This is a genomic window from Methanocorpusculum petauri (assembly GCF_026891975.1).
GTDB classification, from domain to species: Archaea; Halobacteriota; Methanomicrobia; order Methanomicrobiales; family Methanocorpusculaceae; genus Methanocorpusculum; species Methanocorpusculum petauri.
In genome coordinates, this window is record NZ_JAPTGB010000012.1 from 18,266 (window position 1) to 33,018 (window position 14,753).

Annotated in this window: 16 protein-coding genes; 14 read left to right on the forward strand and 2 right to left on the reverse strand. The window is 54.5% G+C overall.

Annotation, left to right across the window (positions count from 1 at the left end; genetic code table 11):
• The first annotated feature begins 9 nt into the window (after nucleotides 1–9).
• The gene (locus tag O0S10_RS06370; RefSeq protein ID WP_268925057.1) at nucleotides 10–540 is read left to right on the forward strand and encodes a PKD domain-containing protein; all 531 of its coding nucleotides are present in this window, start codon (nucleotides 10–12) and stop codon (nucleotides 538–540) included.
• Between the two features lie 184 nt (nucleotides 541–724).
• Here O0S10_RS06370 and guaB read toward each other — a convergent pair whose 3' ends face one another.
• The gene (gene guaB / locus O0S10_RS06375) at nucleotides 725–2,194 is read right to left on the reverse strand and encodes an IMP dehydrogenase (RefSeq protein ID WP_268925058.1); all 1,470 of its coding nucleotides are present in this window, start codon (nucleotides 2,192–2,194) and stop codon (nucleotides 725–727) included.
• Nucleotides 2,195–2,199: 5 nt separating this feature from the next.
• Nucleotides 2,200–2,889: a (5-formylfuran-3-yl)methyl phosphate synthase gene (locus tag O0S10_RS06380; RefSeq protein WP_268925059.1), complete on the reverse strand. Its 690-nt coding sequence runs from the start codon at nucleotides 2,887–2,889 to the stop codon at nucleotides 2,200–2,202.
• A gap of 108 nt (nucleotides 2,890–2,997) precedes the next feature.
• Between O0S10_RS06380 and O0S10_RS06385 the strand changes: the two genes are divergently transcribed.
• The 13 genes from O0S10_RS06385 (at nucleotide 2,998) to O0S10_RS06445 (ending at nucleotide 14,745) form a co-directional block, all read left to right on the forward strand.
• Nucleotides 2,998–3,681, forward strand: coding sequence for a HisA/HisF-related TIM barrel protein (locus O0S10_RS06385; protein ID WP_268925060.1), 684 nt, complete (start codon nucleotides 2,998–3,000; stop codon nucleotides 3,679–3,681).
• Nucleotides 3,675–4,268, forward strand: a complete 594-nt coding sequence (gene tmk / locus O0S10_RS06390; protein ID WP_268925061.1) for a dTMP kinase — start codon at nucleotides 3,675–3,677, stop codon at nucleotides 4,266–4,268. Before O0S10_RS06385 ends, tmk begins: the two co-directional genes overlap by 7 nt.
• Nucleotides 4,269–4,525: 257 nt before the next feature.
• Nucleotides 4,526–5,416 carry a dihydroorotate dehydrogenase gene (locus O0S10_RS06395; protein ID WP_268925062.1) on the forward strand — a complete coding sequence of 297 codons (891 nt, stop codon included), beginning with the start codon at nucleotides 4,526–4,528 and terminating at the stop codon, nucleotides 5,414–5,416.
• Nucleotides 5,409–6,170 (forward strand): dihydroorotate dehydrogenase electron transfer subunit, encoded by a 762-nt coding sequence (locus O0S10_RS06400; RefSeq protein WP_268925063.1) that lies wholly within the window; start codon nucleotides 5,409–5,411, stop codon nucleotides 6,168–6,170. Before O0S10_RS06395 ends, O0S10_RS06400 begins: the two co-directional genes overlap by 8 nt.
• Before the next feature lie 4 nt (nucleotides 6,171–6,174).
• Nucleotides 6,175–6,825 (forward strand): CpXC domain-containing protein, encoded by a 651-nt coding sequence (locus tag O0S10_RS06405; RefSeq protein WP_268925064.1) that lies wholly within the window; start codon nucleotides 6,175–6,177, stop codon nucleotides 6,823–6,825.
• Nucleotides 6,822–7,517, forward strand: a complete 696-nt coding sequence (locus O0S10_RS06410) for a CpXC domain-containing protein (RefSeq protein WP_268925065.1) — start codon at nucleotides 6,822–6,824, stop codon at nucleotides 7,515–7,517. The genes O0S10_RS06405 and O0S10_RS06410 overlap by 4 nt, the downstream gene beginning before the upstream one ends.
• Complete coding sequence (gene argH, locus O0S10_RS06415; protein ID WP_425438309.1) at nucleotides 7,504–8,985, forward strand: argininosuccinate lyase; 1,482 nt, start codon at nucleotides 7,504–7,506, stop codon at nucleotides 8,983–8,985. The genes O0S10_RS06410 and argH overlap by 14 nt, the downstream gene beginning before the upstream one ends.
• A complete protein-coding gene (gatD, locus tag O0S10_RS06420) occupies nucleotides 8,982–10,223 on the forward strand; it encodes a Glu-tRNA(Gln) amidotransferase subunit GatD (RefSeq protein WP_268925067.1) in 1,242 nt (413 codons plus the stop codon). The genes argH and gatD overlap by 4 nt, the downstream gene beginning before the upstream one ends.
• A complete protein-coding gene (gene gatE, locus O0S10_RS06425; protein WP_268925068.1) occupies nucleotides 10,224–12,062 on the forward strand; it encodes a Glu-tRNA(Gln) amidotransferase subunit GatE in 1,839 nt (612 codons plus the stop codon).
• A gap of 98 nt (nucleotides 12,063–12,160) precedes the next feature.
• A complete protein-coding gene (locus tag O0S10_RS06430; protein WP_268925069.1) occupies nucleotides 12,161–12,430 on the forward strand; it encodes a DUF5350 domain-containing protein in 270 nt (89 codons plus the stop codon).
• 147 nt (nucleotides 12,431–12,577) lie between these two features.
• Nucleotides 12,578–13,816, forward strand: a complete 1,239-nt coding sequence (gene mmp10 / locus O0S10_RS06435; protein WP_268925115.1) for a methyl coenzyme M reductase-arginine methyltransferase Mmp10 — start codon at nucleotides 12,578–12,580, stop codon at nucleotides 13,814–13,816.
• Complete coding sequence (locus tag O0S10_RS06440) at nucleotides 13,813–14,265, forward strand: ribonuclease III domain-containing protein (RefSeq protein ID WP_268925070.1); 453 nt, start codon at nucleotides 13,813–13,815, stop codon at nucleotides 14,263–14,265. Before mmp10 ends, O0S10_RS06440 begins: the two co-directional genes overlap by 4 nt.
• A 132-nt stretch (nucleotides 14,266–14,397) precedes the next feature.
• A complete protein-coding gene (locus O0S10_RS06445) occupies nucleotides 14,398–14,745 on the forward strand; it encodes a peptidylprolyl isomerase (protein ID WP_483869629.1) in 348 nt (115 codons plus the stop codon).
• The last annotated feature ends 8 nt before the right edge of the window (nucleotides 14,746–14,753 follow it).

The window sequence follows — 14,753 nt, forward strand, 5'->3', positions numbered from 1 at the left end:
TGAAACAATATGAAAAAATACCTTATACCCCTTACCTTCCTCCTTGCAGCTGCGCTCTTTGCATTCCCCGCAGCCGCCGCAATAACTGCTGACTTCTCCTACAGCGTTGACTCCTCCAACCCGCTGACCATCCACTTCACCGACAAATCCACCGGTGGCGTCGGCAACTGGTTCTGGATGTTTGGTGACGGAGGGGGCGCAGTGTCAAATGAACAGAACCCAACCCATACCTATAGCAGTGAAGGCACGTACACCGTCTATCTTGCATCGACAGATGCAAACTATGACGGAGAATCTACCAAAACAAAACAGCTCACCATCACCCGGAACGGCGTAACCGATGACAGCGGCGGACAGTCCGGCGGCTCCTCATCAGGCGGAAGCAGCTCCGGCGGTCAGTCAGGTGGAAACTCCGGCGGCGGCATCAGTTTCCCGGACATCTCCCTTGGCGGCATCAGCATTCCCAACCCGCTGGACCTCATCGGCGAGTACATCAAACTCATCCGTGTCATGGTCATCCCTGGTAATTACCAGCTCTAAACACTCTTTTTTGTGCTCCCTGCATCAGGACGTATTTTTTCATCGGAAACGATACGAAAAAATCTTTTCCCGGGTTATTCTCAGGCGCAGCCGTTGGTAGGATGCACACCCCGGAAAAAACGAAATCATTCCGTGACGGCACACGTTACCCAGAAATATCCCGACAAACAAAAAAAGAAAAAAATCAGAGACCCATCCGATAGTTCGGGGCCTCATCCGTAATCAGAATATCATGCGGATGACTCTCCTTCAGACCCGCCGCAGTAATCCGCACAAAGCGTGCATTCCTGCGCATCGACTCAATATCCTTACTACCGGTGTAGCCCATCGCAGACTTCAGACCACCGATCGTCTGATAGATAACATCCGTCACCGACCCGACATACGGCGTTGCACCCTCAACACCCTCCGGCACATACTTCGTTGCACCAATACCCTTCTTCTGGAAGTACCGATCGCTCGACTGGCCCGAAGTCATCACACCAAGAGAACCCATACCGCGGTACTGCTTATAGCGGCGCCCCTTCACCACAATAATTTTACCGGGCGCCTCATCCGTACCCGCAAACATACTGCCCATCATCACCGACGACGCACCCGCAACAATCGCCTTCGCCACATCACCGCTGTACTTCACACCCCCGTCCGCAATCACTGGAACACCCGCAGGCTCGGCAACATCACACACATTCGAAATCGCCGACACCTGCGGAACACCAACACCCGCAACAATACGGGTCGTACAAATCGAACCGGGACCAATACCCACCTTAATACCATCCACAAAGTCCACCAGCTCGCGGGCTGCCGCTGCCGTTGCAATATTTCCTGCAACCACATCGCAGGAAACAGACCCTTTGATATCCTTCACCCCTTTCACCACGTGCATGTTGTGACCGTGGGCACAGTCCACAATAATCGCATCAGCACCTGCCTCCGCAAGCATCAGCGCACGGTTCATATCAAACGGACCCACCGCAGCCGCAACCCGGAGATTGCCGCTCTTATCCCGGTTCGCGTTCGGGAACTGCTGCTTCTCCAGAAGATCCTGCATCGTAATGATACCGATCAGCTTACCCTTCTCATCCACCACCGGCAGCCGCTCAACCTTCTTCGCATACATCGTATTGATAGCCTCATCCGCAGTGATATCCTCCTTCACCGTGATCGGCCGCTTCGTCATGATCGTATCAACCGTCTCCGCACCCAGCTTATGCACCACACCGCGCACATCACGGCGGGAAACAATACCGACCAGCTTCCCCTTGGGGCCGACAACCGGAACACCCCCGATACCGTGCATATCCATCAGATTTGCCACAAACCCGATCGTCGTATCAGGCGTCACATACCGGACATCGCGCTCGATCACCTTCTCGGCATTCTTCACCGACTCCACAAAAGCAACCTCCTGCTCCGGCGTACAGTTTCTGTGCAAAACTCCGATACCACCGGCGCGTGCCAGGGCAATTGCCATTGCCGACTCCGTAACCGTATCCATAGCCGAACTCACGAGCGGAATTGACAGCGGAATATTCTTCGAAAACCTCGACTTCACATCCACATCACTCGGCTCGGTCCAGGACTCCGCCGGTTCAATCAGCACATCGTCAAACGTTAATGCCGTTGGAATATTGAGTTTGTCACTGTACATGTTGCTTACCTGACCATCTGAATTGCTTTTGCTACCAGCTCTGCTTTGACCATCGTTGACCGGTCACCGCCGCAGACCATACCGCGGACGCCGATAATCTCGGGATTGATCTCCTGTAAAACAGGAATATCCTCGAACTTCAGGGAACCGGCAAGAGCCGTTCCCAGACCAAGCGACCGGTTCTGATCCGTAAATGCCTGCAGAGCCTCCTTGTTCATAAACTCAAACGTACTCTTGCCGTCCTTCTTACCGGTATCAATCATCGCAAAATCGGCTCCGCACTCCGCAGCAATCGGGGACATAACATGCGGAGCAATCGTTCCCAGCCGGACATAATCGGAATATGCAGCAATAACCACGGTTTTCTCCGGGAACGGCTCCTTGACGGCACGAACCACACCTTCAATGACGTCGCGGGCTGCATCCTTGTCGTTGAACATCAGACCGATCTTTACAAAATCCGCACCGGCGCACGCCGCACCGTATGCTGCAAGAGCTGCATTGCCCGGAGTCGGACCATAATCACCGATAGCAGCGGAGACCGGCGTAGTTCCGGCAAGCTTTTTAATTTCGCGGATTACCCACGGAAAATTCGCACCCAGCGACCCCTCGGCGGGACGCTTTACATCGATAATGTCAGCATCGAGGCAGAATTTCGCCTCTTCTATAGAGCTTGGGCTGACTAAGAGTTTCATGGATATTATATGGTCTTTACCCTTAATAAGGACATTCACTTTTGGTCCCGCGTACTCCGGCCTCGGGGATTTTTTATTCCCCGGCACATCATATATGACAGTAACAAAATGGATGTTGTACTTGCAATGGATCTCAAGGGCGGATACGTGGTACACGGAAGCTCCGGCAACCGCGGGACCTATGCCCCGCTGACCTGGGGACTGTCCCCCTCGGCAGAACCGTCCGCATATCTTGCAGCGATGCAGCCGAAATATCTGTATGCCGCAGACCTCGATCGAATCGGAATGTGCGGGGATCACACCGGACTGATCCTCCGGCTTGCAGAACAGGTCGCAGAACTCTGGGTGGATCGCGGATGCAGCATCCCCGAAGAGTATCTGCGGGGTGAAAACATCCGGAATATTGTGGGAACAGAAACGATCGATGCCCCCCTGAACGAATTTGACGGCGGATTCCTGAGTGTAGACGTCAAAGACGGACACGTGATTGGCAACGCATTCCCGTCTGCGGCCGGCCCCGTGGACGTTCTGCGTGCAGCAAACGAAACAGACTTTGACGGATGCATCCTCCTGAACATCTCCTCGGTCGGCACCTCCTCAGGTATCGACCCCGCATACGCCGAACTGCTCCGCAGCAGTTCAGCAAAAAAACTCTACTACGGCGGAGGCGTGCGGTCGCCGGAGGATCTGCAGACTCTCGCCGACGCCGGATTTGATGGGGCGATTGTTGCAACTGCGGTGCACAAGGGAACCATACCCCTCAAAATTATTCAGGAGGGATCATTTTGCTGATTACGCTTGAGGGCATCGACGGCTCCGGCAAATCAACACTCTACGAAGGACTGAAGAACAGACTTGCAGATCTGAATCCCCTGTTCACCCGCGAACCCGGAAGCCCCTACCTTGGCGACGCCGTCCGGCGCGCCATTGCCGCCGACAGCGACCCGATGGTCGAGGCCGCACTGTTCGTCGCCGACCATGCAGTACATCTCGCAGACGTTGTCCGTCCGGCTCTGACCAAAGGACGGCTCGTCATCTCCGACCGGTACTCGGACTCACGGTTCGCCTATCAGGAAGTATCACTTGCCGGGGCCCATCCCGACCCGCACGGATGGCTGGAGGCAGTCCATGCAGGCTGGTCCATCCGGCCGGACCTGACAATTCTGCTTGTCCTGCCGATACCTGTGGCGATGTCGCGGCTTGCCGGACGATCCGAACAGGAACACTTTGAACGGCAGGAATTTCTGGAACACGTGCAGAAAAATTATCTTGCCCGTGCCGTACACGACCCCGGACGATTCGTTCTGGTGGACGCCGACCGTGACGCGGAAACAATCCTCGACTTTGTGGAAAAAAGTATTCGTGCAGCCGTACAGTAAAGCCCGGCAGGGCTTTACCCTGATCTCCACCCCCGGTACAGGGATTCGTTTCGTGTATTCCGTGATTACTCCCGGGCAAAAATCCATGAGATCTTCAACCTCGTGAAACGCCTCACGGGACAAACACGTGGCAGAAAAATCCCGATCAATCAAATGTGAACCCGGCCCGGACATTATAAACAAGTAGGGACTTTTGGAACAAAGCCCATCGCCTCGTTAGGATTAATGCAGGGCGGACTACATACAATAACACAGATATGATCAAGCTGCAGACACCGACAGAAAAGATCGGCGGCGTCCCTCTCACCAACCATATGCTCCTCGCCGCAGGAGTTCTCGGGACCACCGCCGCATCACTGTCACGAATGCTTCGCCTCGGGGCAGGCGGAGTTATCACCAAGTCGATTGGCCCGGAACCCAAAGACGGCCATCACGGCCCGTCGCTGATACCGGTCTCAGGCGGCATCCTCAATGCAATGGGCCTGCCAAACCCCTCGCAGGAGTTCACCGGAGAAATTGCCCCGCTTCTTGCCGAAAACGCACCCGTAGTGATCAGCATCTTCGGCGGAACTCCGGCAGAGTTCGCCAAAGTTGCCGGATGGTTCCCGGACGCCCCCGCATTTGAACTCAATCTCTCCTGCCCGCACGCCGAAGGATACGGAGCTGCAATCGGCGCAAACCCGCGGGTCGTACGGGAATGTACCGAAGCCGTCAAAGCCTTCGGCAAACCGGTCTGGGTCAAACTCACCCCGAACGTCGCTGACATCGGCGTAATCGGCAGAGCCGCAGAAGAAGGAGGTGCAGACGCCATCGTTGCCATCAACACCGTAAAAGCAATGCGCATCTCAACCGGCATGCGCCGCCCGGTACTCGGAAACAAGTTCGGCGGCCTGTCCGGAACCGCCGTATTCCCGATTGCAGTGCGTGCAGTATATGACCTCTATGAAGCATGCACCATCCCCGTCATCGGCTGCGGCGGCATCTCCACCGCAGACAACGTCCTTGAAATGATGATGGCAGGTGCTGCGGCAGTTGAGATCGGCAGCGCAGTCTATGACAACATCAACGTCTTCGCCGACATCGCCGAGGACCTGTATGCTCCAAACGGAATACCCGCCGGGGAACTCGTGGGGTGCGCTCATGACTGAAGAACACATGCCGGCGGTGGTCACCATCACCAAAGTAATCGATGAAACACCGACCATCAAAACCTTCGTCTTCGACGAACTCTTCAACATCCGGCCCGGCCAGTTCTGCATGGTCTGGGTACCGGGCGTCGACGAAATCCCGATGGCCTTTTCCGCCGCAAACGCCATCACCGTCATGAAAGTCGGGGACGCAACCGCAGCCCTCTTCACCCTCAAAGAGGGTGACAAAATCGGCATCCGGGGACCATTCGGCAACGGATTCTTCCCCACCGGAAAAGTTCTTGCCATCGGCGGCGGCATCGGGGTGACACCCCTTTTCACCCTCGCCGCAGGCGGCGAAGTTGACACCTTCATCCTCGGAGCACGCACCGCTGAAGAACTGGTCTTCGCTGACGAACTTGCAAACGTAACCGACCTGAAGATTGCAACCGACGACGGAACCCGCGGATACCACGGATTTGTCACCGGCATTCTCGACCAGCTTGACGCAACCGAATATGATACCATCTGCGTATGCGGTCCTGAAATGATGATGAAAGGCATCCTTGACCGGCTCATTGCCAGAGGCATCGAATCACGGGGACAGTTCTCCCTGCACCGGTACATGAAATGCGGCGTCGGCGTCTGCGGCTCCTGCTGCATCGATCACGAAGGCCTCCGCGTCTGCCGTGACGGTCCGGTCTTTACCGGTGACATCATCAGAAACAGCGAATTTGCCCATCACCACCGGGGCCCTTCCGGAAGAAAGGAATAATACCATGAAACCTGTAGTAAAAACCATAACCTGCCCGAAATGCGGAGAAAAACAGAATTTCACCATGTACCCGAGCATCAACGCCTCGTCGGACCCGGGTCTTGCAGAAAAATATCTCGAAGGAACCCTCACTACCCTGACCTGTGAAGAATGCGGATTCTCAGGAGTTGTTGAATATCCGATGCTCTACCATGACCTTGACAAAAAGTTCTCGGTCTTTTTCGCACCGGATACCACCGATCGCGAGGCAAAACTTCCAAACGTCCTGCCTGCACACCTGCTCCCCGAGATGCGGATGCGTCTTGTCCACAACGCAGACGACCTCCGCGAAAAAATCTTCATCTTCCGCGATCTTCTGGACGACCGGATCGTCGAGACCGTAAAAGACTCCATTCTGCGTGAAATGGATGCCCGTCACGAGGAAAAAATGCCCGACTCCCTCTACTATGCCCAGGACATGTTCGGCTGCGAAGGCAGATCCCTCATCTTTGTCCCGAAAAAAGGCGGGGAGTATCTGGAACCGATCAAAATTCCGTTCGAAACCTATGAAAAGATCAAGATGCTGATGCACGGCATCTGGGAACGGCCGGTCGAAGGCTACACCGTTGTTGACAAAATCTGGATACAGGCTGCCGCAAACAAGGAGCAGACATGATCACAGACGAAGATGTGATCATCTGTCCCGAGTGCGATCATGAACAAAAGATTACCATCTGCCCGTCCGTGAACGTAACGACCGACCCGGAGATGCGGGAAAAGGTCCTCTCCGGCGAACTGTTTCTATTCACCTGCGAAAAGTGCGGCTACACCGGGTTTGCCGGATACCCGTTCGTCTATGAAGACAAAGAAACGCAAGGCGGATTTCTGATCTACCTTGAGCCTGACTGTCCCGACCGCGAGGTGGGCATCGACGGTGATATGGCGGATCAGGTCGTGTACCGGGAAAGACCGATGCGGCTGGTTTCGGATCTGAACGCCTTAAAAGAAAAGATCTTCATATTTGAGGCGGGTCTTGACGATCGAGTGATGGAACTGTTCAAGATGCTCACGCTCACAAAACTGCACGGCGACAATCCGGATCAAGTACCGGACGTTCTGCTGTTCACCAAGGTTGACGAGGATACGGACGGCAAAAAAATCTTTCTTGCAGCGTTCCGAAACAACAAATACCAGGGCGTTGTCGAACTGCCGTACTCGCTCTACCAGACCTGTATGGTAACCGGCGAGCCTATCTGGGATGTACCAGTAACGGAATGCGCGGCAATTGATCAGGAATGGATCGCTGACCGGCTGAAAGCGGGCGAAGCAGAAAAAGACTGCGGGTGTAACCATGATGACCGGAACTGACCAGATCCGCAAAGGGCGGCTCGGCGGCGACCGGAGTACTGCGGTTGCAGAGTTTCTCTCTTCGGCATCGGCAGACCGGCGTATTGCCTACTGCGATCTCCGTGTGGACATGGCACACATCCTGATGCTTGCAAAACAGAACCTGATAGATCCCACATCAGCAAAAACGCTGCTGTCGCATCTTCATCGGTATATGAATGAGGGACTCCCCGAGACAGTGTTCGATCCGACCCACGAGGACATCCATGCAGGCATTGAGGCACAGCTGATCGCAGATTGCGGTGCGGATGTCGGCGGAAGAATGCACCTCGGCCGCAGTCGCAACGACGAAGTCGCGACATGTCTGCGGATGCAGACCCGCCTTGACATTCTGGAAATTCTTGACGGCATCGCCGCGCTGCGCCGATCCTTACTTAACCAGGCGGCACAGCATACCCGCAGCATCATGCCGGGCTTCACCCACTTCCAGCACGCCCAGCCGACGACACTTGCCCACTACCTGCTCGCATATGAAGCAGTATTTGCCCGTGATGCGGGACGGCTGTTTGACGCATACACCCGCCTCAATGTATCACCGCTCGGATCCGCCGCGTTCGCAGGAACCGGATTTGCCCTCGACCGTGAAGCAACCGCGGCATATCTTGGATTTACCTCGGCCATGACCAACTCAATGGACGGCGTTGCATCCCGCGACTTTATGCTGGAGGTACTTGCGGCACTATCTATTCTGATGACAAACGTCAGTCGTCTGTGTGAAGAACTGGTACTCTGGAGCAGTGCATTCATCCGGTTTGTAGAACTGGACGATGCCTACTGTTCAACCAGCTCCATCATGCCCCAGAAAAAAAATCCCGACACCGCAGAGATTATGCGGAGCAAATCCGGTGTTGCATCCGGTGAACTGATAGCAGGCATTACCCTGATGAAAGGACTTCCGATGAGCTACAACCGCGACATGCAGGACTTAACGCCGCATCTGTGGCGGAGTCTTGACACCGCAGAGGCGAGCCTGCCGATCCTCGCGGGAATGATCCAAACTGCATCCTTCAACACCGGAAGAATGGCAGAAGAGTCCGATCGCGGCAACGCAACGGCAACCGAGCTTGCGGACATGATGGTGCGCGAGTTCGGGATGCCCTTCCGTACCGCGCACAACATCGTAGGCCGGGCCGTAAAACTCGGCGGACTGTCGATCGATATTGTCGAAAAGGCAGGCATGGAAATATATGGCACGTCTCTCAAAGAGATGGGACTCACCCAGAAGCATATTGACCGCGCGCTGTCGCCGTCCGAGATGGTTGCAGCGAAACAGAGCGCAGGTGCGCCAAACCCGGACATGATGGCAGCAGCGGCAGAGACCGCAGGCACCCTGCTTGCACGCGACGAGGAACGTGCAGAAACTCTGCGTTCTGCACTATTCCGCGCAGACGACACTATAAAAACAGACTACATGAGGTTAACGGCATGACATTTTCCAACAACGATCCCGTAAACATAGCGTTTGCAGATCTTAACCTGCACGGCATTTACATCTCCGGCTCAGACGGCAATGCCGTGGTGAAACTTTCGAGCGGCTACAACATCTGTGTGCCCGAATCACTCTGCACCCCCGCTCCGGAGCGTTCCACAGCACAACCACCCCACACAGCAGCAGAACCTCCAAAGCAGGATGCAAACCTGCCGCTGCTTTCGATCATCTCAACCGGCGGAACAATTGCAAGCACGGTTGACTACCGGACAGGAGCAGTCTCTTCCAAATTCACCGCAGATGACATCATCCGCTCCATTCCCGAACTTGCAGGAATTGCACGCTATCACACCGCCCAGCCGTTCAACATCCTGTCGGAGAACATGAACCCTGCCATGTGGCAGGAACTTGCCCGCGCGGTGCGCGACGAAATTACCGCTGGTGCGACAGGAGTTATTGTAACGCACGGAACCGACACAATGCTCTACAGTGCCGCGGCGGTTTCGTTTATGTTGGAGACACCGGTGCCGGTGATCTTCGTTGGCGCCCAGCGGTCTGCCGACCGGCCGAGCAGTGACAACGCCATGAACGCGATCTGCTCGGCAAAAGCCGCGATCTCGGACCTCGGCGAAGTTGTTGTCTGCATGCATGCAACCTCGGATGATGTGGAGTGTGCCCTGCACCGGGCAACCCGTGTACGCAAGAATCACACCTCACGCCGCGACGCATTCCAGAGCATTGGAAGAGCACCGGTCGGTATGGTATCATATCCGGACGGTGCGGTAACTCTCGGGAAGGATACCGTCCTGCGCGGAACCCGGGAACTCCGGTTGTTCGACCGGCTTGACTCACACTGCGGCCTCCTTCAGTACTATCCGGGTATGGACCCCGCAGTGTTTGATGCATTCCGCGGCTATGCAGGTCTCGTGATTGCAGGAACCGGTCTCGGCCATGTGGGAACAGACTGCATCGCAAAAATTGCAGCACTTATCGCCGCCGGAACGTTTGTAGTGATGACCTCACAGTGCCAGGCAGGCAGCGTCTGCGACCGCGTGTATGAAACCGGGCGCGACCTGCTTGACGCGGGTGTCGTTGAGGGAGGAAGCATGCTGCCCGAAGTGGCGCTCGTGAAACTGATGTGGGTTCTCGGCAATGCCACCCGCCGCGAGGATGCAGTGCGGATGATGCAGACGAACCTGAAAGGGGAACTTGACTATGATCTTTGGAGGGAGATGTAAATGACCGACTTCGACTACGAAGCCCTGGGCTTAAAAGCGGGAATCGAGATCCACCAGCAGCTCAACACAAAGGAGAAACTGTTCTCCCACACGCCGACGATCATCCGCGACTCAGTCGAGCACACAGGCGAGGTGAAACGTTTCTTGCGTGTTGCAACATCCGAGATGGGAGATATTGACCGCGCGGCAAAAGAAGAGATGCTGGAAGCCCGGCTGTTTACGTACTACACCTATGACACAACCGGCCTCGTGGAGATCGATGAACAGCCTCCCGCACCGCTGAATCCTGACGCACTGGATCTGGTGCTGACGATTGCAAAAATGTTTGACATGACGCCGCTGCCGCAGATTCACACGATGCGCAAAATGATCGTGGACGGTTCAGCCACGAGCGGATTCCAGCGGACAGCACTTGTTGCGCTGAACGGTGCAATCGATCAGACCTGCCGGATTGAGACAGTTGCCGTTGAAGAAGATGCCTGTCAGCGTGTTACCGATCAGGTATTCTCGGTTGACCGGCTCGGCATCCCTCTCATTGAGATTACAACCGCACCGTGCATGAGAACACCTGAACAGGTGCATGACGTTGCCCAGTACATCGGCATGACGCTGCGCTCCACGGGACGGGTAAAGCGTGGTCTCGGCACCATTCGTCAGGATGTGAATGTGTCCATCCGTGATGGTGCGCGGGTGGAGATTAAGGGCGTGCAGGAACTGGATCTGATCGCAGAGGTTGTCCGCCGCGAGGTCCAGCGCCAGCTGTCGCTGCTTGCAATCAAGGATGAACTGGTTGCACGCAATGCACTGGTAAACGGTGAGGTGTACGATGTAACATCGGTCTTTGCTAAAACCCAGTCACAGGTGCTGAAGAAAGCGAAAGTGATTCTCGGAACCGTTCTGCACGGCTTTGCCGGACTTGTCGGGATGGAGATTCAGCCGGGCAGAAGACTCGGATCTGAGATGTCGGACTATGCAAAGAAGTGCGGAGTCGGCGGTCTGTTCCACACCGACGAACTGCCCGCCTACGGCGTGACGGCTGAGGAGGTCGCCATCCTGAAAGAGAGTCTTGGTGCAGGCGAACAGGATGCGGTAATCATTGTTGCGGCAACCGAGCAGAAATCCCGGTGTGCAATGCAGATGATCATCCGCCGCGCGAAGATGGCTATGGAGGGCATACCGGGGGAGACGCGCAAGATGCTTGAGGAAGGATCAACCGCCTACATGCGGCCGATTCCGGGAGCTGCACGGATGTATCCGGAGACGGACATTCTGCCCGTCCCCGTTTCCCGGGAGTACTGGGAAAGCATTGCAACACCGGAACTGCTGACCGACAAAGCGAAGCGGTTTGTCTCCGAGTATGGTCTTGATGCCGGGATGGCGCACCAGATGGCGTTTTCCGAGAAACTGCCGCTGTTTGAGCTGGCAGTTGCCGAGGGTATCCGTCCGGTGTTTGCAGCACGCACGATTCTGGCGTCTTTAAAAGAACTGTCCCGTGCAGGAATTTCACCTGATGCGATGCCTGATGACTCAGTAATTGCGGTGATGAAAGCGGTTGAGGCGGGCCATGCAGCAAAAGAAGCGGTATCGGAGATTCTGTCCGCATGCGCACGCGGCATGACACTGGATGAAGCGATTGCCACAGTCGCGCCTGCATTTTCCCGCGAGGAACTGCAGACACTGGTTCGCACGATCGTTTCCGAACGCGTTGATTTCATTAAATCACGCGGCAAAGCAGCACTCGGCCCGGTAATGGGTGTAGTGATGAAAGAAGTACGTGGCCGTATTGACGGTAAGGTGGTTTCCGAGGTTTTGGACGAAGAACTTGAACGGATCATCTGATCCGTTCAGATTTTCCGGCTTGCTGACAGTTTCAGTCTGACCGCCGTCATTGAGATATATTTAAGTGAATAGGGCACGAACAAGGTAAGGAGTTCAATATGGGAAAGACAGGTAGCATCAACTGGCACCAGATCAAAGGTGTTAACGGTCAGATCAGACTCGTTCCCCAGAAAGAGGGAGAAGTCAAGAAACCGGGACCGAACCAGAGATTCAAGAGAGCAAGCATTGTTACGAAGATCGAAAGCCGCATGGCAAACGCTCCTCAGCAGGGCCGCCGTGGACCGAAGATCGCAGACCCGCGTGTTCGCCGCCGGATCCGCAGATCCAAGAAGTCCATGATGGGCGCAAAAGCAAAGGCAAAGCGCTGATCTTCTCGGACATAATACGTTCACCCCCGATGTATGTACTCCCGCATGCGGGAGTACATTTCCAATTTTTTTCAGTTTGTTGTTTTTTCCGATTCTTTTATCTCAACAATTCATAACCCCGCAGCGCTAATGGATAAAGAAGAAACCATGGTGCATCTTACCGTTGATATAGGCGGCCGTCCCGGTACTGACTGCCGGGGTTTTTGCGCCTACTGTTACTTCAAGCATGCGAAGGATGTACCGCCGTTCGGCTGCCGGTACTGTCTTCCGTTTTTAAAAGGCTGTGACTACTGTTCCCGCGGGGTCAAAGAAGAGTACGCCGGTTTTCTGCCTCTGCAAACCGTTGCCGAGTCGTTTCTTGCAGACCTTCAGATGATCACGGGAGACGTTACCCGCATCACCATCTCCGGCGGCGGAGACCCCAGCTGTTACCCTGAGTTCCGCGATCTTGTGGAACTGCTTGGAACACTGGATATTCCCCTGCATATCGGCTATACCAGCGGGAAGGGCTTTGATGATCCGGAAATTGCCGATTTTTTAATTGCAAATCACCTGACAGAAGTTTCATTTACCGTATTTGCCGCGGATGCAGAGCTCCGGCGGAAATGGATGCATGATCCAACCCCGGAAACATCGCTTGAAATCATCCGTCGCCTTGCAAAGCAGGTTGAGGTGTATGCAGCAATTGTCATTCTGCCGGATGTAAATGACGGTGCCGTTCTTACCGAAACACTGTCCTGGCTTTCAGAAGCCGGAGTGAAAGGTGTGATTCTGATGCGGTTTGCGAACCGTCCGGAACAGGGACTGATCCTTGAAAATGCCCCGATCCTCCCCGGCCAGCGGGTACATACAGTTGAGGAGTTTGCCGATCTTGTGCGGGAAAGTGCAGCCGCATTCCCTCATCTCCGTATATCTGGAACTCCGCTGTATGACCCCCGGTTCGACTCGCCGTTTGCCATCCGCAACATGCCCGAGCTGCTGGATCGTCTGCCGAGGGTGGACAAAAGGGCAACCATTATAACCGGAGCCGTTGCATTTCCATATATCAGAACAGTTATCTCAGCCTGCGGCGGGGATCCGTCCTCAGTTGTTGCGGTGGACAAAGAGATTGCCTGTCTGATAACCATTGATGATCTCACATCACTTCATCTGCCGGATCTTTGTGATACCGTGATTATTCCCGGTCGCGCATTTGTGCATGATGCAGAAGCGGAAAAGGTTCTTTCGCGTGACGGTGTGTTTCGCACTGTTGTCCGGGGACCTGAGATGCTTTCAGCTGACGGGGAGACAAGCATGGGTATGACAGAGGTTGATGTCCTTACCATGGAAATGGAAGGGTTTTCTGCCCTTATCCGGCTGATAAATCAGTATGGGTGTCCTACATGAAATATGCTAAGCTATATGAGAAGATAGGATACACGTTCAAAAATGAAGCGTATCTTGACCATGCAATGACACGGACTGCATACGCCCGTGAACATGAAACGCCTATGAATGAAACCATGGATTCGCTTGCTGTCCTCGGTGACGCGGTGCTGGATCTGGTAATGATCTGCGAGATCATGGCGGAAGGCGAGTATGACAAAGGTGAAATTACCCGCAAAAAGATTGAAGCCGTCAATATGACGGTTGTCAGAAAAATTGCAGAACAACTGGAACTTCCCTCGTATATGCGGTGGGGGAAGGGTGAACTCCGCATGCAGATATGGACGAGCGGCCGTGTTTCTGCAGAGTGTTTTGAGGCGCTGGTCGGCGCCGCATACATAGACGGCGGTGTTGAGGCCGCAACGAAGATTATCAGAACCGTTCGTATGCCGCAAGGTTCGGCAAAATAACATCAGCTCAAGGAAAAAGGCAGGATGTATCTCATCCGATGCAGAATTTTTTCCATGATCTGCTTTTATTTTGTTTGATCCTCTCTGCATTTTTGATTTTTTTGTTTGAGATGAATTCACATGAAGTCAGCGATGCATGTCACTAGTCCACAATCGTGCCGTCATAGTTTATTGCGTTGCAGTGCGATATGCTATGGTATGGTACGGGTGAAGGCATCCCACATTCTGGTAAAGACGGAATCTGAGGCAAAGCAACTGATGAAACAGCTTGCTGACGGCGATGATTTTGCAAAACTTGCAAAACTTCACTCTCAGTGCCCATCGGGAAGATCAGGCGGCGATCTGGGATACTTCGGCAAAGGACAGATGGTGAAGCCGTTTGAAGATGCAGCGTTTAAGGCAAAAATCGGTGATGTTGTCGGACCGGTGAAGACGCAGTTCGGCTGGCATGTGATCAAAGTTACTGATGTGAAAAACTAAGAATATCT

Excerpts from the sequence above, each read along its gene's own strand:
- O0S10_RS06440 (WP_268925070.1), top strand. The coding sequence starts at position 13,813 with ATGAAATATGCTAAGCTATATGAGAAGATAGGATACACGTTCAAAAAT.
- O0S10_RS06430 (WP_268925069.1), top strand. The coding sequence starts at position 12,161 with ATGGGAAAGACAGGTAGCATCAACTGGCACCAGATCAAAGGTGTTAAC.
- O0S10_RS06410 (WP_268925065.1), top strand. The coding sequence starts at position 6,822 with ATGATCACAGACGAAGATGTGATCATCTGTCCCGAGTGCGATCATGAA.
- O0S10_RS06370 (WP_268925057.1), top strand. The coding sequence starts at position 10 with ATGAAAAAATACCTTATACCCCTTACCTTCCTCCTTGCAGCTGCGCTC.
- O0S10_RS06395 (WP_268925062.1), top strand. The coding sequence starts at position 4,526 with ATGATCAAGCTGCAGACACCGACAGAAAAGATCGGCGGCGTCCCTCTC.
- O0S10_RS06400 (WP_268925063.1), top strand. The coding sequence starts at position 5,409 with ATGACTGAAGAACACATGCCGGCGGTGGTCACCATCACCAAAGTAATC.
- guaB (WP_268925058.1), bottom strand. The coding sequence starts at position 2,194 with ATGTACAGTGACAAACTCAATATTCCAACGGCATTAACGTTTGACGAT.
- gatD (WP_268925067.1), top strand. The coding sequence starts at position 8,982 with ATGACATTTTCCAACAACGATCCCGTAAACATAGCGTTTGCAGATCTT.
- gatE (WP_268925068.1), top strand. The coding sequence starts at position 10,224 with ATGACCGACTTCGACTACGAAGCCCTGGGCTTAAAAGCGGGAATCGAG.
- O0S10_RS06445 (WP_483869629.1), top strand. The coding sequence starts at position 14,398 with ATGCATGTCACTAGTCCACAATCGTGCCGTCATAGTTTATTGCGTTGC.
- mmp10 (WP_268925115.1), top strand. The coding sequence starts at position 12,578 with ATGGTGCATCTTACCGTTGATATAGGCGGCCGTCCCGGTACTGACTGC.
- O0S10_RS06385 (WP_268925060.1), top strand. The coding sequence starts at position 2,998 with ATGGATGTTGTACTTGCAATGGATCTCAAGGGCGGATACGTGGTACAC.
- O0S10_RS06380 (WP_268925059.1), bottom strand. The coding sequence starts at position 2,889 with ATGAAACTCTTAGTCAGCCCAAGCTCTATAGAAGAGGCGAAATTCTGC.
- O0S10_RS06405 (WP_268925064.1), top strand. The coding sequence starts at position 6,175 with ATGAAACCTGTAGTAAAAACCATAACCTGCCCGAAATGCGGAGAAAAA.
- argH (WP_425438309.1), top strand. The coding sequence starts at position 7,504 with ATGACCGGAACTGACCAGATCCGCAAAGGGCGGCTCGGCGGCGACCGG.